12 protein-coding genes are annotated in these 16,122 nt (G+C 70.9%); 4 read left to right on the top strand and 8 right to left on the bottom strand.

Annotated elements, in window-relative coordinates; translation table 11 throughout:
* Positions 1-701 (bottom strand): beta propeller repeat protein (locus D7V93_RS18895; protein ID WP_504739573.1); only part of this gene is annotated, 701 nt, incomplete at its 3' end.
* A gap of 54 nt (positions 702-755) precedes the next feature.
* Positions 756-1,283, bottom strand: coding sequence for a hypothetical protein (locus tag D7V93_RS18890; RefSeq protein WP_147451233.1), 528 nt, complete (start codon positions 1,281-1,283; stop codon positions 756-758).
* A gap of 195 nt (positions 1,284-1,478) precedes the next feature.
* Between D7V93_RS18890 and D7V93_RS18885 the strand changes: the two genes are divergently transcribed.
* Positions 1,479-2,360 (top strand): SDR family oxidoreductase, encoded by an 882-nt coding sequence (locus D7V93_RS18885; RefSeq protein ID WP_158623791.1) that lies wholly within the window; start codon positions 1,479-1,481, stop codon positions 2,358-2,360.
* A 78-nt stretch (positions 2,361-2,438) separates the two neighbouring features.
* Positions 2,439-3,524: a metallophosphoesterase gene (locus D7V93_RS18880; RefSeq protein WP_120644740.1), complete on the top strand. Its 1,086-nt coding sequence runs from the start codon at positions 2,439-2,441 to the stop codon at positions 3,522-3,524.
* On the opposite strand, the gene D7V93_RS18875 is transcribed toward D7V93_RS18880, so the two are convergent.
* Positions 3,505-5,877: a PAS domain-containing sensor histidine kinase gene (locus tag D7V93_RS18875; protein WP_158623790.1), complete on the bottom strand. Its 2,373-nt coding sequence runs from the start codon at positions 5,875-5,877 to the stop codon at positions 3,505-3,507. The genes D7V93_RS18880 and D7V93_RS18875 overlap by 20 nt on opposite strands.
* 254 nt (positions 5,878-6,131) lie before the next feature.
* Positions 6,132-7,370 (bottom strand): styrene monooxygenase/indole monooxygenase family protein, encoded by a 1,239-nt coding sequence (locus tag D7V93_RS18870; protein WP_120644738.1) that lies wholly within the window; start codon positions 7,368-7,370, stop codon positions 6,132-6,134.
* 167 nt (positions 7,371-7,537) lie between these two features.
* Here D7V93_RS18870 and D7V93_RS18865 point away from each other — a divergent pair, with 167 nt between their 5' ends.
* Positions 7,538-8,893 (top strand): collagen-like domain-containing protein, encoded by a 1,356-nt coding sequence (locus D7V93_RS18865; RefSeq protein WP_120644737.1) that lies wholly within the window; start codon positions 7,538-7,540, stop codon positions 8,891-8,893.
* Positions 8,894-8,959: 66 nt separating this feature from the next.
* A complete protein-coding gene (locus tag D7V93_RS18860) occupies positions 8,960-9,760 on the top strand; it encodes an endonuclease/exonuclease/phosphatase family protein (RefSeq protein ID WP_120644736.1) in 801 nt (266 codons plus the stop codon).
* Between the two features lie 336 nt (positions 9,761-10,096).
* Here D7V93_RS18860 and D7V93_RS18855 read toward each other — a convergent pair whose 3' ends face one another.
* The 4 genes from D7V93_RS18855 to D7V93_RS18840 form a co-directional block, all read right to left on the bottom strand.
* Positions 10,097-13,450, bottom strand: coding sequence for a helicase HerA domain-containing protein (locus tag D7V93_RS18855; protein WP_120644735.1), 3,354 nt, complete (start codon positions 13,448-13,450; stop codon positions 10,097-10,099).
* A 20-nt stretch (positions 13,451-13,470) separates the two neighbouring features.
* Positions 13,471-14,487: a hypothetical protein gene (locus D7V93_RS18850; protein WP_120644743.1), complete on the bottom strand. Its 1,017-nt coding sequence runs from the start codon at positions 14,485-14,487 to the stop codon at positions 13,471-13,473.
* Positions 14,468-15,679 carry a DUF559 domain-containing protein gene (locus D7V93_RS18845; protein ID WP_120644734.1) on the bottom strand — a complete coding sequence of 404 codons (1,212 nt, stop codon included), beginning with the start codon at positions 15,677-15,679 and terminating at the stop codon, positions 14,468-14,470. The genes D7V93_RS18850 and D7V93_RS18845 overlap by 20 nt, the downstream gene beginning before the upstream one ends.
* A gap of 102 nt (positions 15,680-15,781) precedes the next feature.
* A partial coding sequence (locus D7V93_RS18840; RefSeq protein ID WP_120644733.1) for an MFS transporter occupies positions 15,782-16,122 on the bottom strand: 341 nt, incomplete at its 5' end.

Below are 16,122 nucleotides of genomic sequence, written 5' to 3'. Positions count from 1 at the left end.
GTGAAGAGGCGGCTGGTGGTGCCGGTGGGGACCACCTCGAAGGCGCCCCCTCCGCGCGAGCGCAGCACCACGCCTTTCGCGCCCACCACGTACACGTCACCGCCGGTGCCCCACACCTTGAAGAGGCCGGGGAGGTCCCCGTCCGCCGTGCGCGGCAGGTCCGCGAGCGGCAGCGGCACCTCGCTCCACTGCGTGCCATCGGAGTGCCAGATGAAGCCGCCGCGGTCGGACACGCCGCCCACGGCGTACACGTCATCGGGGCGCGAGCCCCACACGCCGTACACCGTGTGCCGCGCCAGGCCCGGGGTGCGCATGCGTGTGAAGGCGTCGTTCTCGTAGCGGAGGAGGGTGGCGCTGCCGCCGGACAGCAGCACCGGGCCGTCCTGGAAGGCATGCACCCACCACAGGTCTCCGCGCGTGCCGGTGGGCACCTCGGTCCACTGCGTGCCGTCGAAGTGCAGCACCGCGGGCCCACGGCCCCGGTCCGCGCCCACCGCCCACACGTCCGACGCGGAGCGGCCCGAGATGGAGAGCAGCGCCTCCGGCCGGTCCTTCGCCACGGCGGCCCAGGGGAGGGGGTCCGGCGTGGGCTCGGGTTCGTCCGGGCAGCCAGTGAGCAGCGCGCCCATCAGCAGCGACAGGAGCCAGCCGCCGCGCGCACGCGTCCGTGAGAGGGATTGAGAAGAAGGGGGCTGCGGCATGACGCGGCTCCGGCGTGTCGCGGGGGTTTTCAATTCCAGACGGGGCGCTGCGGGCTACGGCTCCAGGTCGGAGGCCCACTGGAGCGTGACGGTGCGCGAGTCGGCGCCGTGCTCGCCGCTGTCGGACTCGAAGGCGGCGTTCAGGCGCACCTCCCGGCCCACGGCCTTGCTCGCATCGGGGACCTGCAGCAGCAGGCCCTCGAGCAGGGCCGGCTCCCCCGGCTGGAGGCTCGGGGAGAAGCGCAGGTTGACCTCATAGGGGACGGAGACCCGGTCCCCATCCGAGGTGCGCTCCAGGGACAGCTCCACGCGGGAGCTCAGGGTGGTGAGCTCCCAGGCCCGCAGGGACACGAAGACGTGCTGGCCGCCCTGGAACCCCGAGAACAGCTCCACCGTGTCGCCGTCCTGGAGCGCGGTGAACGCGCCGCCCGTGCCCACTTCCATTGTCCGGGCGGGCCCTTCCGGGGCCTCGGGGCACCCGGTGAGGCCCAGGCCCAGCAGGAGCCACGTCCCGAGGACACCGGCACTGGCGCGGAAGCGGCGCGTGGAGGAAGCGGGAAGGGCAGCGGAAGGGGCGCGCAAGGATGACTCCCGGGCCGAGGAGGCCGCGTGCCGGAAGCATACGTGATCTCCGGCGCACGATTGGAGGGCCGGGGCTCGCATCGTTTCCTCCAGGTTGACGAAGGGATTCCCGGGCGCGGGCTGTTCCGCGCGGAGGACGTGGTCAAGATGGAAGGGCATTCACGGGGCCCGCATCCGAGCCCCTGGAGGGGTGCCATGCGTCCGTCGAAACATTCCATGCAGGGCAGGGTCTGCCTCGTCACCGGGGCCACGTCCGGCATCGGCAAGGCCCTGGCGCTGCGGCTGGCCGAGCGCGGCGCCACGGTGGTGCTGGTGGCCCGCAACCGCGAGAAGGGCGAGGCCGTGCGCGCCGAGCTGCAGCAGCGCACCGGCAACCCGTCCATCGACCTGGTGCTGATGGACCTCTCCTCCACGGAGTCCATCCACCAGGGCGTGGCGGACTTCCAGCGCTGCTACCCGCGGCTTCACGTGCTGGTGAACCAGGCGGGGCTGGTGCAGAGCCAGCGCACCGTCACGGCGGAGGGCCTGGAGACGATGTTCGCGACCAACTACCTCGCCTACTTCACGCTGACGAACCTGCTGCTGCCGCAGTTGAAGGCCGCGGCACCCGCGCGCATCCTCAATGTCACCGGCGGCATCGAGGCGGCTGGCAGCATCGACTTCGACGACCTGCAAGGTGAGCAGCGCTTCAGCTGGTCCAGGGCCCTGGCGCAGTCGAAGCTCGCCGACGTGCTCTTCACCTACGAGCTGGCCCGGCGCCTGGAGGGCACCGGCGTGACGTGCAACGCCCTCAACCCGGGTGGGGTGAAGACGGGGCTGGGCAAGGGCGCGGGCGGCGTCCCGGAGCTCTTCATGAAGCTCGGCTCGCTCTTCTTCGCCGACGCGGAGAAGGCCGCGGAGCGCTTCGTCCACCCGCTGGTGGCGCCGGAGCTGGTGCAGGTGTCGGGCTGCTACTTCGGGCCCGACGGGAGGACCCTGGCGAAGTCCTCGGCGCGCTCCCATGACGAGGCCGTGGCCCGGCGCCTGTGGGACGTGAGCACCCGGCTGGCGCGGCTTCCGGTGGCGCGGGCGGCGTGAGCGCCTGGTGTCGGAGCCGCCGAGCAGCGTTCGGGTTCCAGGCATCCGGGCCGTGAACCGGTTAGACACCAGGCCCCGATGCCCTTCCCGCACTTCCAGGGCCGCTTCCGCCTCATTGCGACCGCGCTCGTCACGGTCGTCCAGCTCCCGCCGGTGCTCTGGCTCTGCGTCCGCACCCGGACGCCCCTGCCGGCGCTCGTGGCGCTGTGCCTCTCCTGGCCCTACCTGCGCCAGCTTGAGAGCCCGTGGCAGACCACCCCGCGCGCCCGCTCCACCACCCTGGCGCTGGGCTGGTGGTGCGCCTGCCTGGTGTTCGACCTGCTCATGCTCCCCGCCGTGCTGGCCATCCGGGCCGGAACGCCCGATGGGGCGACGTGGGGGCTGGCGGGGGCGGTCGCGCTGGTGCTGGGCAGTGACGCGGTCCTCGGCTGGCCGCGCCTGCGCAGGCGGACCGTGCGCATCGCCGGGCTCGCGCCAGGGCTCGACGGCTACCGCATCGGCCAGCTCTCCGACGTGCACTGCGGCCCGCAGGTGCCCGAGGCACGCGTGGCCGCCTGGGTGGAGCGCCTCAACGGGCTGGACCTGGACCTGGTGACGGTGACCGGCGACCTCATCACCCGCGGCCCGTCCCATGTCGAGGCCGTGGCGAGGGCGCTCGGGGGCCTGCGCGCGAAGGACGGCGCTTTTGTCTGCATGGGCAACCACGACTACTTCACCGATGGCGAGCACCTGGTCCGCGAGCTGGAGCGCCACGGGCTGGCCGTGCTGCGCAACCGGGGCGTGGTGGTGGAGCGGGACGGGGCGCGCCTCTACGTCGCGGGCGTGGACGACACGTGGACTTCGCGCCACGACCTGACGCGGGCGCTCGCGGGGCGGCCGGAGGGGACCCCCACGGTGCTGCTCGCCCACGACCCGGACCTGTTTCCCCAGGCGCAGGCGCAAGGCGTGGAGCTGACGCTCTCGGGCCACACCCATGGAGGGCAGCTCGGGGTCCCGGGCGTCCGCCGCCTCTCGCTGGCGCGGTTCATCACGCGGTGGACCGCGGGGCTGTACCGGCAGGGCCGCTCCTGGCTGTACGTGAACCGGGGCGCCGGCACCACCGGGCCGCCCGTGCGGCTGGGTGCCCCGGCGGAGCTGGCCGTCATCACGCTGCGCCGGGCGTGAAGCCCCTCGGTCCGGGGACGCCAGGCAGCGTGAAGAAGAACGCGGCGCCGTGGCCCGGCTCGCTCTCCACCCAGATGCGCCCGCCGTGCGCCTCCACCACGCCCTTGACGATGGCGAGCCCCAACCCGGCGCCCGCCTTGCGCGCGTGCACTGCCTGCCAGAAGCGGTCGAACACGTGGGGCAATGACTGCTCATCGATGCCGGGCCCGGTGTCCACCACGGAGAAGCAGACCTGGCCCTCGCGGCGCTCCGCCCCCAGCACGATGCGGCCCTCGGGCGGCGTGAACTTGATGGCATTGCCCACCAGGTTCTGGAAGACGCGCAGCACCCGCGCCTGGTCCGCGCGCACCCGCGGCAGGTCCGGCGCGAGCGACACTTCCAGGCGCAGGCCCTTGTCCGCCACCAGCGGCTCGTTCAATCCCTGCACCTGCGTCAGCAGCGCGGACACGTCCAGCGGCTCCAGGTCCAGCCTCGCGTGCCCCGACTCCACCCGCGCGACCTCCAGCAGGTCGTCGATGAGGCGGTCCATGTCGCCCACCACGGCGTGGATTTTCCGCAGCGCCTCCTCGACGCCATGGCCTCCGTCCCCCCTGGACAGGTGCCGCTCCGCGCCGCTGCACAGCAGGGAGATGGTGTTCAAGGGCGCGCGCAGGTCATGCGAGACGATGCCCAGCGTCTCGTCACGCGCGGTGACGGCCAGCCGCGCGGTGCGATAGAGCCTTGCGTTCTCGAGCGCCAGCGCCGCCCGCCGCGCCAGCTCGCGCACCATCGCCACGCTCTCCGTCCCGTAGCGCGGGCCCGCGCGCCCGGACACCAGCACCAGCACGCCCATGGAGCGCTCCTGGATGATCAGCGGCACGGCCACCGCGGAGCTCACGGTGCGGTCGCCCTGGGACGGCCCTGGCAGGAGCACCGCCGCCTTGCTGTGCAGGGCCTGCTCCACGGTCTGCCCCAGCACGTCCGTGGAGCCCGGTTTGAACACCGCGCGCAGCGCGTCCTCCAACTCGGGCGTCACCGCGGCGACGTCGGTGACGGCCTCCTCTCCGCAGGCGCTGCCCAGCGTGATGAGCGCGCACCCGTCCGCGAGCGTGGGCACCGTGAGCTTCACCACGGCGCGGGACACCTCCCGCCAGTCGAGGGAGCCCGAGCTGGCGGCGCCCATCTCGGAGAGGAAGCGGCTCCACAATTCCGCCCTGCGCTGCTCGGTGACGTCGCGGAAGTAGACGGAGAAGCCCTCCGGTGACGGGTACGCGACGACACGCAGCCACCGGTCCTCCATCGCCGAGGGCTGGTCCTCCTCCACCGGCACGTGCGCCTCCGTCGCGCGCAGCAGCAGGGCCTCCATGGCCAGGCCCTGGGGCCCGGAGAAGACCTCCGGCAGCCGCCGGCCCAGGAGGGCCTCGCGCAGGCGGCCGAAGTGGGCCTCCGCGTGCCGGTTCACGTAGGTGAAGCGCCCCTCCCGGTCGAAGGCGGCGAAGCCGTCAGTGATGCGCTCGAGCACCGCGTTCATCCGCTCGCGCGCCGCCTCCGCCTCCTCGCGGGCGGCCTCCTCCCGCGCCAGGCGCCACAGCGCCTCCACGGCCTCGCGGCGGCCCGTGATGTCCTCGTGGGCCACCACCACGCGCAGCGGGCCCGGTCCGGCGAAGCGCGTGGCCCGCATCAGGAACCAGCGGCGCCTGCCCTCGGGCTCATGGCACGGGTACTCCAGCAGGAACTGCTCGGTGCGGCCGGCGAGGATGTCGCGGATGCCCGCCGAGACGGAGGGGGCCTCGGTGGAGAAGCGGCCCTGCGCGGCGTCCGTCACTCCCAGGTAGTCCGCGCCCACGCCGCACGGCCCCGGCTCCTCCACGCAGCCGTTCTCCCGCGCGAAGCGCCTCCAGGCGGCGTTGACGGCGAGGATGATGCCCCGGCCGTCGAGGATGGCGATGTGCGTGGAGAGCGAGTCGAGCGTGGAGCGCAGGAACTGCTCCGACTCATGCAGCGCCTGCTCCGCGTGCTTGCGGTCGCTGATGTCCCGGAAGAAGACGGTGAGGCCCTGCGGGGAGGGGTACGCCCGCACGTCGAACCAGGTCTCGAGCGGCACGTAGAACGCCTCGAACGAAACGCTGACCTGACGCGCGAGCGCCCGGTGGTACTCCTGCTCGAACAAGGTGCCGAGCGCCTCGGGGAACTCCTTCCACACGCTGTGGCCGATGAGGTCCGTGCGCGAGCGTCGCAACAGCTGCTCGGCACGCGCGTTGAGGTAGGTGAAGCGCCATTCACGGTTGAATGAGATGACCGCGTCCGAGATGCGCTCCAGGGTGTCGACGGCATGGAGGGCCCCACCCTGGATGGGGACCCCGCGCTTCGCCACGATCCGCTCCTGGCCCGCTCGCGAGCCCATCCCTCACCCCCGTCCTTCCCCCCGGCGGGCCGGCGGCGGGCGCGTTGCCCGCTTCCTCCCAGGTTCTCTCCGGAGAAAAGACAGCATTGGATGAAGTATGCGTCCCGCTTCTCGGTGATGCCCCGCGTGAGCGCCGACGACGAGTCCCTGCCCGTGGGCCGGACCGGAACGCGGAGGCCGCGGCGCTCCGCTGCCCGCAGGCCCAGGCGCACCTCCGCGCCTGGCTAGGCGGCGGTCGCCTGCCGGATGCGGGCCTCGGTCTCCGCCGGGCTGGCGATCCAGGGCCAGAAGCGCTGCGGCTCTCCGAAGTTGTCGAAGAAGGTGTCTGCCAGTGCCGGCACCTTCGAGGCGGCCCCCAGGTACTGCATCACGTGCGGCGGAGGCGGCTGGAGCAGCATGTTCGTGAACCCGGTGATGTACTGGCCCTCGGTCCGCCAGAAGTGCTCGAAGGTCTGCTCCATCCAGTCCGGGGTGAAGGGCTGGTCCCCGTGCGCGAGGATGGCCTGGGTCACGCCGTGGGCCTGCTTCGACGCGCTGTTGAGGCCCTGGCCCGCGATGGGGTCGTTGAGCATGACGACGTCCCCCAGCCCCATCACGGTCCGGCCCGAGGGGAGCCGGCCCACCGGCTTGCGCACCGCGGGCGTGAACGCGCCGGTGAGCCAGGACGACTCGTCCACGATGGCGGCGTCCTTCAGCCGGTCCTCCACCCACGGAGAGAAGTCGTGCATGACGTCCTTCATCCGCGCCATCGCGTCCCGGGCGGTGGTGAGGCCGCGGAAGCGGTCCAGCCCCTGGCCGGGGATGGCCTCCAGCAGGATGCAGTGCAGGGGGCCGCGGATGCGGTCGAAGTACGGCATGGAGAAGTACTCGCCGTGGCCCGCGGCCAGGATGAACTTGAGCGCGGGGTAGGGCGTCTCGTGCAGCGGCTTCATGCCGGTGACAATCATTGCCATGAGGTTGCGCTGCGGCTGCGTGTGGACGCTGCGCCCGGCATCCCGCTCGAACAGCGACATGAAGCTGCTGCGGCCCGCGGTCACGAGCACCAGGTCATGCCGGGGGGCGAGCGCCTCCAGGGCCTCCATGTCCACGTCGCGCACCACCACGGTGCCGCCGCGCCGCTCGAACTCCGCGAGCCAGCGCGAGTACTTCGCCCGCAGGTCCAGGGCCTTGCCCGCGTTGAGGATGCGTCCCCGCACGTTGAGCGCGCGCTGCCCGGGGGCCATGCAGATGTCGAGGTCGCCGCCCTGGGCGTACTCTCCGGGACCCGTCCAGAAGTCGAGCCCCAGCTCCTGCTCGTACTGGTAGGCGCGGCCGAAGAGGTAGGTGGTGGCGGCGAGCCGGGCGTTGAAGAGCTGCTCGGGTGTGCGGTCCGAGTAGACGGTGACGGGGTAGCCCTTCGCGAGCAGGCCGAAGGCAAGCTGCAGGCCCGCCTGGCCCGCTCCGATGATGCCGATGTTCCTCATGGTCCCCCCTGGGGTGATGCGTGGGCGTGACGCCCTCCCGGGACACTACGCAGTGGGGGCGCGGTCCTGGCAACCCGTACCGTGGGATGAGGGGCGGCTCGCCGGGCCGTGGCTGCTCAAGAGGTCGCTCTTCTTGTAGAAAGGCGACCTTTCCCTGGAGCATTCCCGTGAAGCTGAAAGCCACTGCCTTTCCCGCTGTCTTCCTTTGCCTCCTCGTCGCCTGCACGGATCCCTCCACGGGCTCCCAGGGAGAGGCCGGGCCCACGGGGCCGGCAGGAGCCCCGGGCGCGAAGGGAGACACGGGCGCGAAGGGAGACATCGGGCCCACGGGCCTTCCCGGTGCGAAGGGAGACACGGGCGCGAAGGGAGACATCGGACCCACGGGGCTCCCCGGCGTGAAGGGTGACAAGGGCGATACGGGCGCGAAGGGAGACATCGGACCCACGGGCCTCCCCGGCGTGAAGGGCGACAAGGGCGATACGGGCGCGAAGGGAGAGATCGGGCCCACGGGCCTTCCCGGCGTGATGTATGTGCGCACGAAGGTGGTGAGCCCCGGGGCCACGGACCTGGAGAGCGGCACCGCGCTGCGCGCCGCCATCGATGGCATCACCGACGGCGCGACGTGGCGGGTGAAGCTGGAGCCGGGACGCTATGACCTGGGCAGCACGGCGCTGCTCCTCAAGGCGGGCATCTCGCTGGAGGGCTCGGGCCCGGAGGTCACCTTCGTGCGCTCCAGCGCCGGTGGAAACACCACCGGCACCCTGGTGGGCGTCTCGGGCGCGGTGGTGAGCGCGCTCACCGTGCAGAACCAGGGCGGGAGCGGCCCCGCCATGGCCATCTACAGCGAGGGGGAGACCTTCACCTTCCACGACCTCGTCGCCACGGCGCAGGGTGGCACCAACGACTCCTACGCCATCTACCTCAAGGGGGCGAAGGGCACGTTCGAGCGCGTGCGCACCTCTTCGTCCAGCAGCGGCTACGCCAACGCCTTCCGCTGCCGTGACTGCACCGCCCGCCTGCACGACCTCCAGGCCGAGGCGCGAGGCGGGACGCAGAGCGTCGGCATCTACACGGCCTTCGGCGACGTCACCCTGCACGACGTGACCGCCAGTGCCATGGGCGCCACCGACAACTGGGGCGTCTACACGGATGGCAACATGTCGCTCGTCGACGTCGAGGCGCTGGGCAGCGGAGGCACCCGCTCCACGGGCTTCTTCGTGGGCGAGGGCAATGCCACCGTGCGCGACAGCGTCCTGCGGGCCACCGGCGCGACAACAGCCAACGAAGGCCTCTCGTCGTTCACGGACTTCTCCCAGTCCGCCGTCTTCCGCACCGTCGCCGTCCACCACTCCGTGCTGGAGGGTGGCTCGGCCAGCGTCTACCGCGCGCGCTACGTCGACCTGCGCATCGCCAACTCACAGCTCGCGGGCCCCATCACGCAGCGGACCTCCACCGCGGGCACTGGCACCTTCGCGTGCGTCGGCGTCTACTCCGAGGCCTTCGCCCCCGCTGTCTGCCCTTGAGCGGCGTGGCATCGCGTGCTGATGACGGGTGCCACGCGGGACGCCCGCGGAGGTAGTCTGTGCGGCATGCCGCTGAAGGTGATGACGCTCAACATCCTGATGGGAGGCGAGGAGCGGATGCCGCAGCTCCTTGCCCTCATCGCCCGTGAGAACCCGGATGTGCTCGCGCTGCAGGAGTGCCTGGGCTGGGAGGATGGCGAGCGGCTCGGGCAGGTCGCCGCCGCGCTGAACCTCCCCGCCACCGAGGCCCACGTGCGGCTGGGCACTGCCCGCCCGCGCTCCAGTGGCCGTCGCTACCACGTCGCTGTCGTGAGCCGCCTGCCCCTGCGCTCGTCCCGCGACCACGCCAACCCCCACTTCATCGGCCACTGCCTCCTCGAGTGCGAGCTGGAGACAGGCGCGGAGCCGTTGACTGTCTTCGTGGCCCACTTCGATTCCCACCATGAAACCCTGCGCTTCGTGGAGGCGCGCTACCTGCGCTCGCTGCTCGAGCCCAAGGTGTTCGGCGAGCGGGCCTTCCTGCTGGCCGGGGACCTCAACTCCCTGTCGCGCGCGGATCCCTACCCTGTGGACTTCGCCGACCGCGTCCGCCGCGGACGGGTGGACAAGTACGGCCACCCGCCCCGCTTCGACGTCATCGACGACCTGGAGGGTTTTGGCTGGAGGGACACGCTGCGCCTCAAGCCCACTTCGCCCCGGTGGGTGACCGCCCATCGCCAGCGTGATGGGGGAGAGGCCGTCGACTTCCGCACGGACTACCTCTTCGCCTCGCCCGCCCTGGCCCGGCGGCTCCTCGGGGCCGAGGTGGTGGAGGTCGGCACGGCCTCCGACCACCACGCCCTGACGGCGACCTTCACCGGGGTGTGAGGGAGGCCAGGGCTTCGACAGCGCCCGCCGGGCGTGTCGGCTCCCTCTTCCGGGGGATGTCCGCCCGGGACGCGCTCCGGCATGAGTCCTCCCTCGGATCCGTCAATCATTCGCAGGTGACCATGGACAGGCGAGGCAGGCAGGGGGGCAGCGCTACCGGGGCTTGGGCGAAGGCGTGTCCCCGGGGATGGTCCGCCCTCGTGGGGGTGGTGGTCCTCCTCACGGGGCCCCTGGCGTCGGGAGCCGGGCCAGACTCCTGGGCGCCGCAATCCAAGCCATGCGTCACCGGGAATTGCCGCCCTTGCTCCTGGGACGTCCACTGCCTTGTGCTGGACCTCAATCCACCCGTTCAGGGGGCAGTTCGTCCTCAGTGCTCTGCTCGCGTGAGCGGTGCGCCAGCTGGAGGATTTCGTCCTCGGCGAGCTGCTCCGTCTTGATGATGTTCCGGTCCGCCTTGAGCTGTTCGACCTGACCGTCGCGCAGGACGTGGAACTGGCCCATCTTCTGGGAGGGGAGCCGCACGGACGCGTCCACCCGGGCGTCGGCGAACATGGGCTTGAGCTTCTTGAGGGCCGTCTCTTCCTTCACGCGGCCCGCGAACCAGGTGCGCACGTTGTCGCGGCACTTGTAGTCCAGGTCTCCCGGGCTCTGGGTCGCGAGCATCACGCCAACGCCCGCGGAGCGTGCACGCCGCAGCAGGTTCTCCATGGGCTGCTTCGTCGAGGGAATGCCCACGGCGGGCAGGTACATGTCCGCTTCGTCGAAGAGGAGTACGGCCTGGAGCTTCGGGGACGGATGCTGGCTGGCCCAGCGGTTCGCTTCCACCAGGAGCTGGGAGACCCAGAAGAGGGACCCCTGCATGCCGCCCAGGAACTTGGTGCTGATGATGGTCAGCCGGGTCTTTCCAGGGACCCTGGAGGCCCCCTGGCCGAGCAGCTCACTCATGTCGAGCTTCTCACCCTGGCTGGAGAGGAGGGCCTGCGCATTGAGCCGCAGCGTCGCCAGGTCCTGGGCCAGCTTGGTGAAGACCTTGTCATCCAGTCCATTGGTTTCCTGGACCAGCGTCATGTCCTGGGATGCGACAAACCGCTGGATGAGGTCCAGCGTCAGCTCCTTCCCCGAGGGACGCTGCACCAGCAACCGGAGCGCCTGGGCGAGCAGCGCCTTCGCGGCCCGGTCCCGCTGACTGCTCTTGTACTCGAGCATGCTCGCGATGGCGTCCGCTGCCTGCTGGATGACCTGGTCTCGCTCTTCGGGCGGAAGCTTGTCGAGCCCCGAGGGCACCACCGGAATCGCGAGAGGCCGCCCGTCCGAGCGCCCCGGCGTGTAGAGCGCCACGTCCACGCGCTCGCGCAGCAGTCGCCGCCGTTCGACCATCACCGGGTCGTCCAGTTCCTCCTCCCAGGCCTCGTCCCGCGCATAGGCGGCCAGGTCTCCCTTGCGGTCGACAAGGAGCGCGGGGACACCCTGGATGAGCAGCTGCTCGATCAGGTTCAGGGCCAGGGTCGTCTTGCCGCTGCCAGGGCCTCCGAGGAAGGCACTGTGCTTCGTCAGTTCATCCGGACTCACGTAGACAGTGTTCGAGAAGACGCCTTCGGAGACGCCCAGGCGCATCTGTCCCTTCGGCGACTCCACCTTGGGGGGCTCCACCTTCTTGGGCGGCTCCACCTTCTTCCCTGAACCCGTCGTCGTCCTGGCCTCCTTGCCCGTCAGCATCTGCCCGAGCGCTTCGAGAGGACGGGGTTTCTCATCCTCCACTTCGATCAAATGCTGTATCGGAGGCTCCTTGGCGGACGGGTGCTGGGCAGTGGCAGTGGCCCGACCCAGGTTCTGAGCGAGCGTGGACGTCACCTGCCCTGCGTCGCGCGCCACCGCCGGGACCGCGGGGGGGGTGTACTTCTCAAGCGCGAGCACATCCGTGATGCCCTTGAGACGGGTCACGGGGCGGGATGAACGACTCCATCCGAGGAACTCCGACTCCGCGAATTGCTTCCGGAACGCCTGCAGGGCGACCAGCTCGCGCAGGTCGCTGTTGCCCAGCACCGCCCGCCGTCCTCCTTTCCGCATCAGCAGCGTCGTCTGTTCTTCAACGAGGGTGCCGAACGAGCCTGGGAAGTCCGTGGTCCGCACCAGGACGGCCATCTTGCCGGCGGCGGAGCGGAGGGCGCTGGCCATCTGCTTGCCCAGGTGACCGCCTCGCGAGGAGTTGTTGCAGAGCGCCACGAAGAGCTGGGCGTTTCCAGGCTGGACCGTGACCTCGAGTGCCTCTTCGCTGCGAGGCTTGACCTTGAAGCGGGTGGAGCCTCCCAGCTCCTCACCACTCACCTCGATGGCCCAGCCCAGCAGCGCGGCGATCTCCGAGTCCTCATCCGGGATCTGTCCCTTGAAGTTGGCCTTGAAGTCCGTCCAGGCCTGGTCCAGGTCCTTGGCGGGAGGGGGCTGCGGGCTCTGGAGGGACTGAACAGGGCCTTTGCCTTTCTCGGGCAGGGGAAACGTCTTCGGGAGCTGTCCGTCCTGGATGGCCCGCTCGCGGTAGCGGTGGCACGCATTGAGGACATCGCGCGTTCGTAGACCGCTCAGCAGCTCGAACCCTTCCGCCGGGATGGGGTAGGTGGGATTCGACGGGTCGAAGGCGATCTTCTGCTGCTCGTACAACGTCTTCAACCGGCGCACCGCGATGTCACGGGCCGTCTGCGCGGTGACATTCCGCTCCAGGTCGAGAGGCTCGGGGTCGACCTCGATGCGATCAATGATGGAGCGGTTGATCCGGTCCCGCATCTTCGTCCAGAAGTCGCTGAGGCAGCAGACCACCACGATGGCGTTGGGCACCTGCCCGGCAAGCGCGGCCAGGCTGTTCATCGCCCGCCGGAAGGAGTTCTCCATTCCGGGGCGCTGCTCGAAGTCGTGGATGTCTTCCACCTGGTCCACGCAGAGGACCAGGGCCTGCCCCATCATTCCCATGAGCCGACCCAGGCTCTCCATCATCCGGGGCGGGTCGTCGTCGGCGGTCCTCGGCACCAGGTCGCCCACCATCGCGCGGTCGACGGGCGCCATGTCCTCGCAGCGGAGCCACTGGAGGATCCGGTGATGGAAGCGGGCTTCGCGCCGCTGCAGGCAGATCAATGCCCGCAGCAGGTACACGTCGACATGGCGGAACCGTTCGTCCTCATGCAGCTCGTCCGCGAGGGCGCGGACCATGTCGTGCAGCTCGTGCTCTTCAAGGATGCTCTCCTCGGGGATGAGCGGCGCGAACGCACTCGTACAATGCGCCATGACGGCATCCGACAGCCTCATCAACCCCGAGTTCGCGCCCAGGTCCGAGTCATAGGGCCGATCCAGCGCTTCAATGAAGTTCGACAGGATGTGTCGGTCGTAGTTCGCCGCATCGACGGTCATCGGCATGTAGCCGACGTAGCCGAGCCCCCGGCTGTGCACGCTGTTGCGGAAGGCGCGCACCAGATGGGTCTTGCCGCTGCCCGACTCGCCTCTCAGGAGCAGCAGCTTGCCAGCATCCGGCAGGGGAGTTCGCGTGGCACGCTTCACCAGCCGCTCGAAGGTGCGGCGGGCAGGGGCGTTGATGGATTCGACGTCGAAGGGGTCTCGCCTCCAGAGGGTCTGGCCCTGCTGGACGCTGTTGAAGACCTCGGGACCGTCGGCCAGGAATGCATCGAGGCGGGCGTCGGTGGACATGAGCGCTCCAGGAGAACGGGCTAGACGATGACGAAGTGGAAGGTGGCGCCGTAGGAGCTGACTTCGGACTCGGCGACATCCGCGGGGTTCATCGCGGAGACGACGTCCGCACGACTCAGGGACAGGTGGTGCTTGCGGTTGGCATCGAGCAACGCCGAGTCGAATGCCTCCCGGTTCGACCACTCGGGCTGCAGCGCCTTCCATACGTGGGAGATGAAGACCTTGTCCTCGCCCACGCGGCCCGTGGAGGACGCTCGGGCCACCTTCAGCACGCGCTTCGCGAACGACGCGGTGTCCGTGGGCACGGGCTCCCCTCGCGCCTCCACGTGCACAGGTTCGGCGGGCTTCTTGGATTGCGCCGGAGCTGTCTCCGCCAGCACCCACTCCCGCAGCGCCGCCAGCCGCACCACCTCCGCGTCCACCCGTGAGGCGCCCACGGTGCGCGCGGCCAGCTGCTCCAGGCCCCGCTTCGGGTCGCTGACCTCCTGCTCCAGCAGCTTGCCCAGCAGGTGCGCCTGCACCGCGCGCAGCGAGAACGCCTCGTCCGTGTCCACGCCCAGCTGCCGCCACAGGAGCCTGTCCCTCACCTGTGCCAGCGTTGGCGTCTCCGGCCCCTCCACCCGGTGCGCTCGCTTGAGCAGGAGCGCCCGCACGCCGTCCGCGCCCGAAAGCCTGCCCAGCGCCGCCTTGGAGTTCGGCAGGCCCAGCCCCTTCGCCAGCAGGTGCTGCTGCTTCACCCGCTTCCACGTCAGCCCCTTGGGCGAATCCACCCGCAGGAACTTCAACGCCCGCTGACGGCCCGGTCCCGTCAACGCCAGCGCCGTGCGGGCCCGCTTCTCCACGAGCCTTGCTTCCAGCAAGCCCTCCAGCAGCGCGTCGAACCGCTCGGTCCACTCCCCCCGGCTCCAGCGGTGCTCCACGAAGGCATGCAGCGTCTTCGCCAGCTCGTTGCGCGTGCCGGGCTTCTTCTCCGGGCGCGTCGCCAGCCAGGCCAGGGCCAGCCCCTGGAGTCGGGTGTCAGGGTTTTCGGTGTCCATGTCGTGGCTCCCGCCCGGCGGGCTCGCGCCTGCGGGCTTCAATCAACGTGTCAATCGTGTGGAGGATGTCTTCCAGCCGGGCCAGCACGTCCTCTTCGAGGATGCGGAAGACCCAGTAGCCCGCGCGCTGAAGGTCCAGGTCCTTGCGCCGGTCGCGGCGGAATCGCTCCGGGTCCTGGAAGTGGTAGTAGCCGTCCACCTCCACCGCGAGCCGCAGCTCCCGGCTGAGGAAGTCCACCTCCCACGGCCGCGGGCCTCCCGTGTCCAGGCGGACGTTGTTCTCGAAGACACCCGCCGTCGCCGCGTGCTCCTCCAGCCGGTCGCGCAGGTAGGCCTCCGCCCTGCTCCGCGCCCGGTCCGCGGACGCGTCCCCCGCGCCCGTGAGCACCTCCAGCGCCAGCTCCGCGGCACGGGCCCGCTGCGCCTCGGGCGCCCCCGCGCGCTCCAGCTTCCGGAGCGTCTCCACCGCCCCCTCGGACCCGGACGCTCCCGGCACCTCCAGCCGGCCCTCGCGCACCAGCGCCTTCAGCCGCGTCTCCTCGCCGCCCAGGAACACCGCCAACGCCTCGGGCCCCACCGCGCACGCCACCGCGAGCGCCGGCACCGCGTTGCACAGCATCCCCGCCACGTGCAGCCCCCGGAACGACGGCGCCACCCCCGCGGGCACGCGCACCACCGGCGCGCGGCCGGGCGGCACCAGCGCGTGCAGGGCCCGCAGACCCGCGCCCACGTTCTTCGCCAGCGCCACGCGCACCGCGTCCGGCAGGGCCCCCGGCGCCGTCGCCTCCCTCCCGATGACGAGCGCGCGGCACAGCGCCCACGTCGCTTCCGGCAGGGCGGGCGGCGGCAATCCCTCCAGCAGCACGCGCCGCTCGTGCGCTGTCTTTCCCGTGAACACCGGCGTGTGTCTGGGATTCGCGGCCGTCAGGCTGAACGTGGCCAGCGCCTCCGCGTCCGCCCCCAGGTCCCGTGTCGCCGCCAGCGCCCGGGCCCAGCCCAGCGCCGCCGCGGGCAGGTCCTCACCCGCGACCTCCACCACCCCCAGCCCATGCCGCGCGGCCCACCGGCTCCAGAGGGCGCTCGAGACCTCGGGCGGGCCCTCCAGCACGCTCAGCGTCGCAATGCCTTCCCTCCGGCGGCGCGCCTGCCGGTCCAACGCATCCAGCAGCGCGACGTCTCCCGCCAGCGGCAAGCTCGGCCCCCCGGAAGTGGTATCGCTTCACCACCCCCTGTGCGCGCAAAGCCTGCTCCCATGGGTCGGGCGCTGACAAGACCCCCAAAAGGGGGAGGGACTCTACCGGCCCTTGTCTTCCAATGATTCCCGACCGAGCAACGCCCCCAGCCCCGCCGCCGCGAGCGCGGAGACCATGCCCGTCAGGAAGGGGGCCTGGGTCCCCAGGGACGCATACATCCAACCGCTCGCCACCGGCCCCACCGTGCGCGCGAGGCCCCCGCAGGACTGCGCCAATCCCAGCACGGCGCCCTGCTGCGACGGGGCGGCCACCTGCGAGGCGATGCTGGAGATCAAGGGCTGCAGGAAGCCCATCCCCGCGCCCACCAGCACCACGGAGGCCATCATCGGAAGCGCCTGGTTCGAGAAGGCGACCCCCACCATGCCGGCGGCCAGGATGAACG

Source organism: Corallococcus llansteffanensis (assembly GCF_003612055.1).
Lineage (GTDB): Bacteria > Myxococcota > Myxococcia > Myxococcales > Myxococcaceae > Corallococcus > Corallococcus llansteffanensis.
This window is presented reverse-complemented; position numbering and strand designations above follow the sequence as displayed.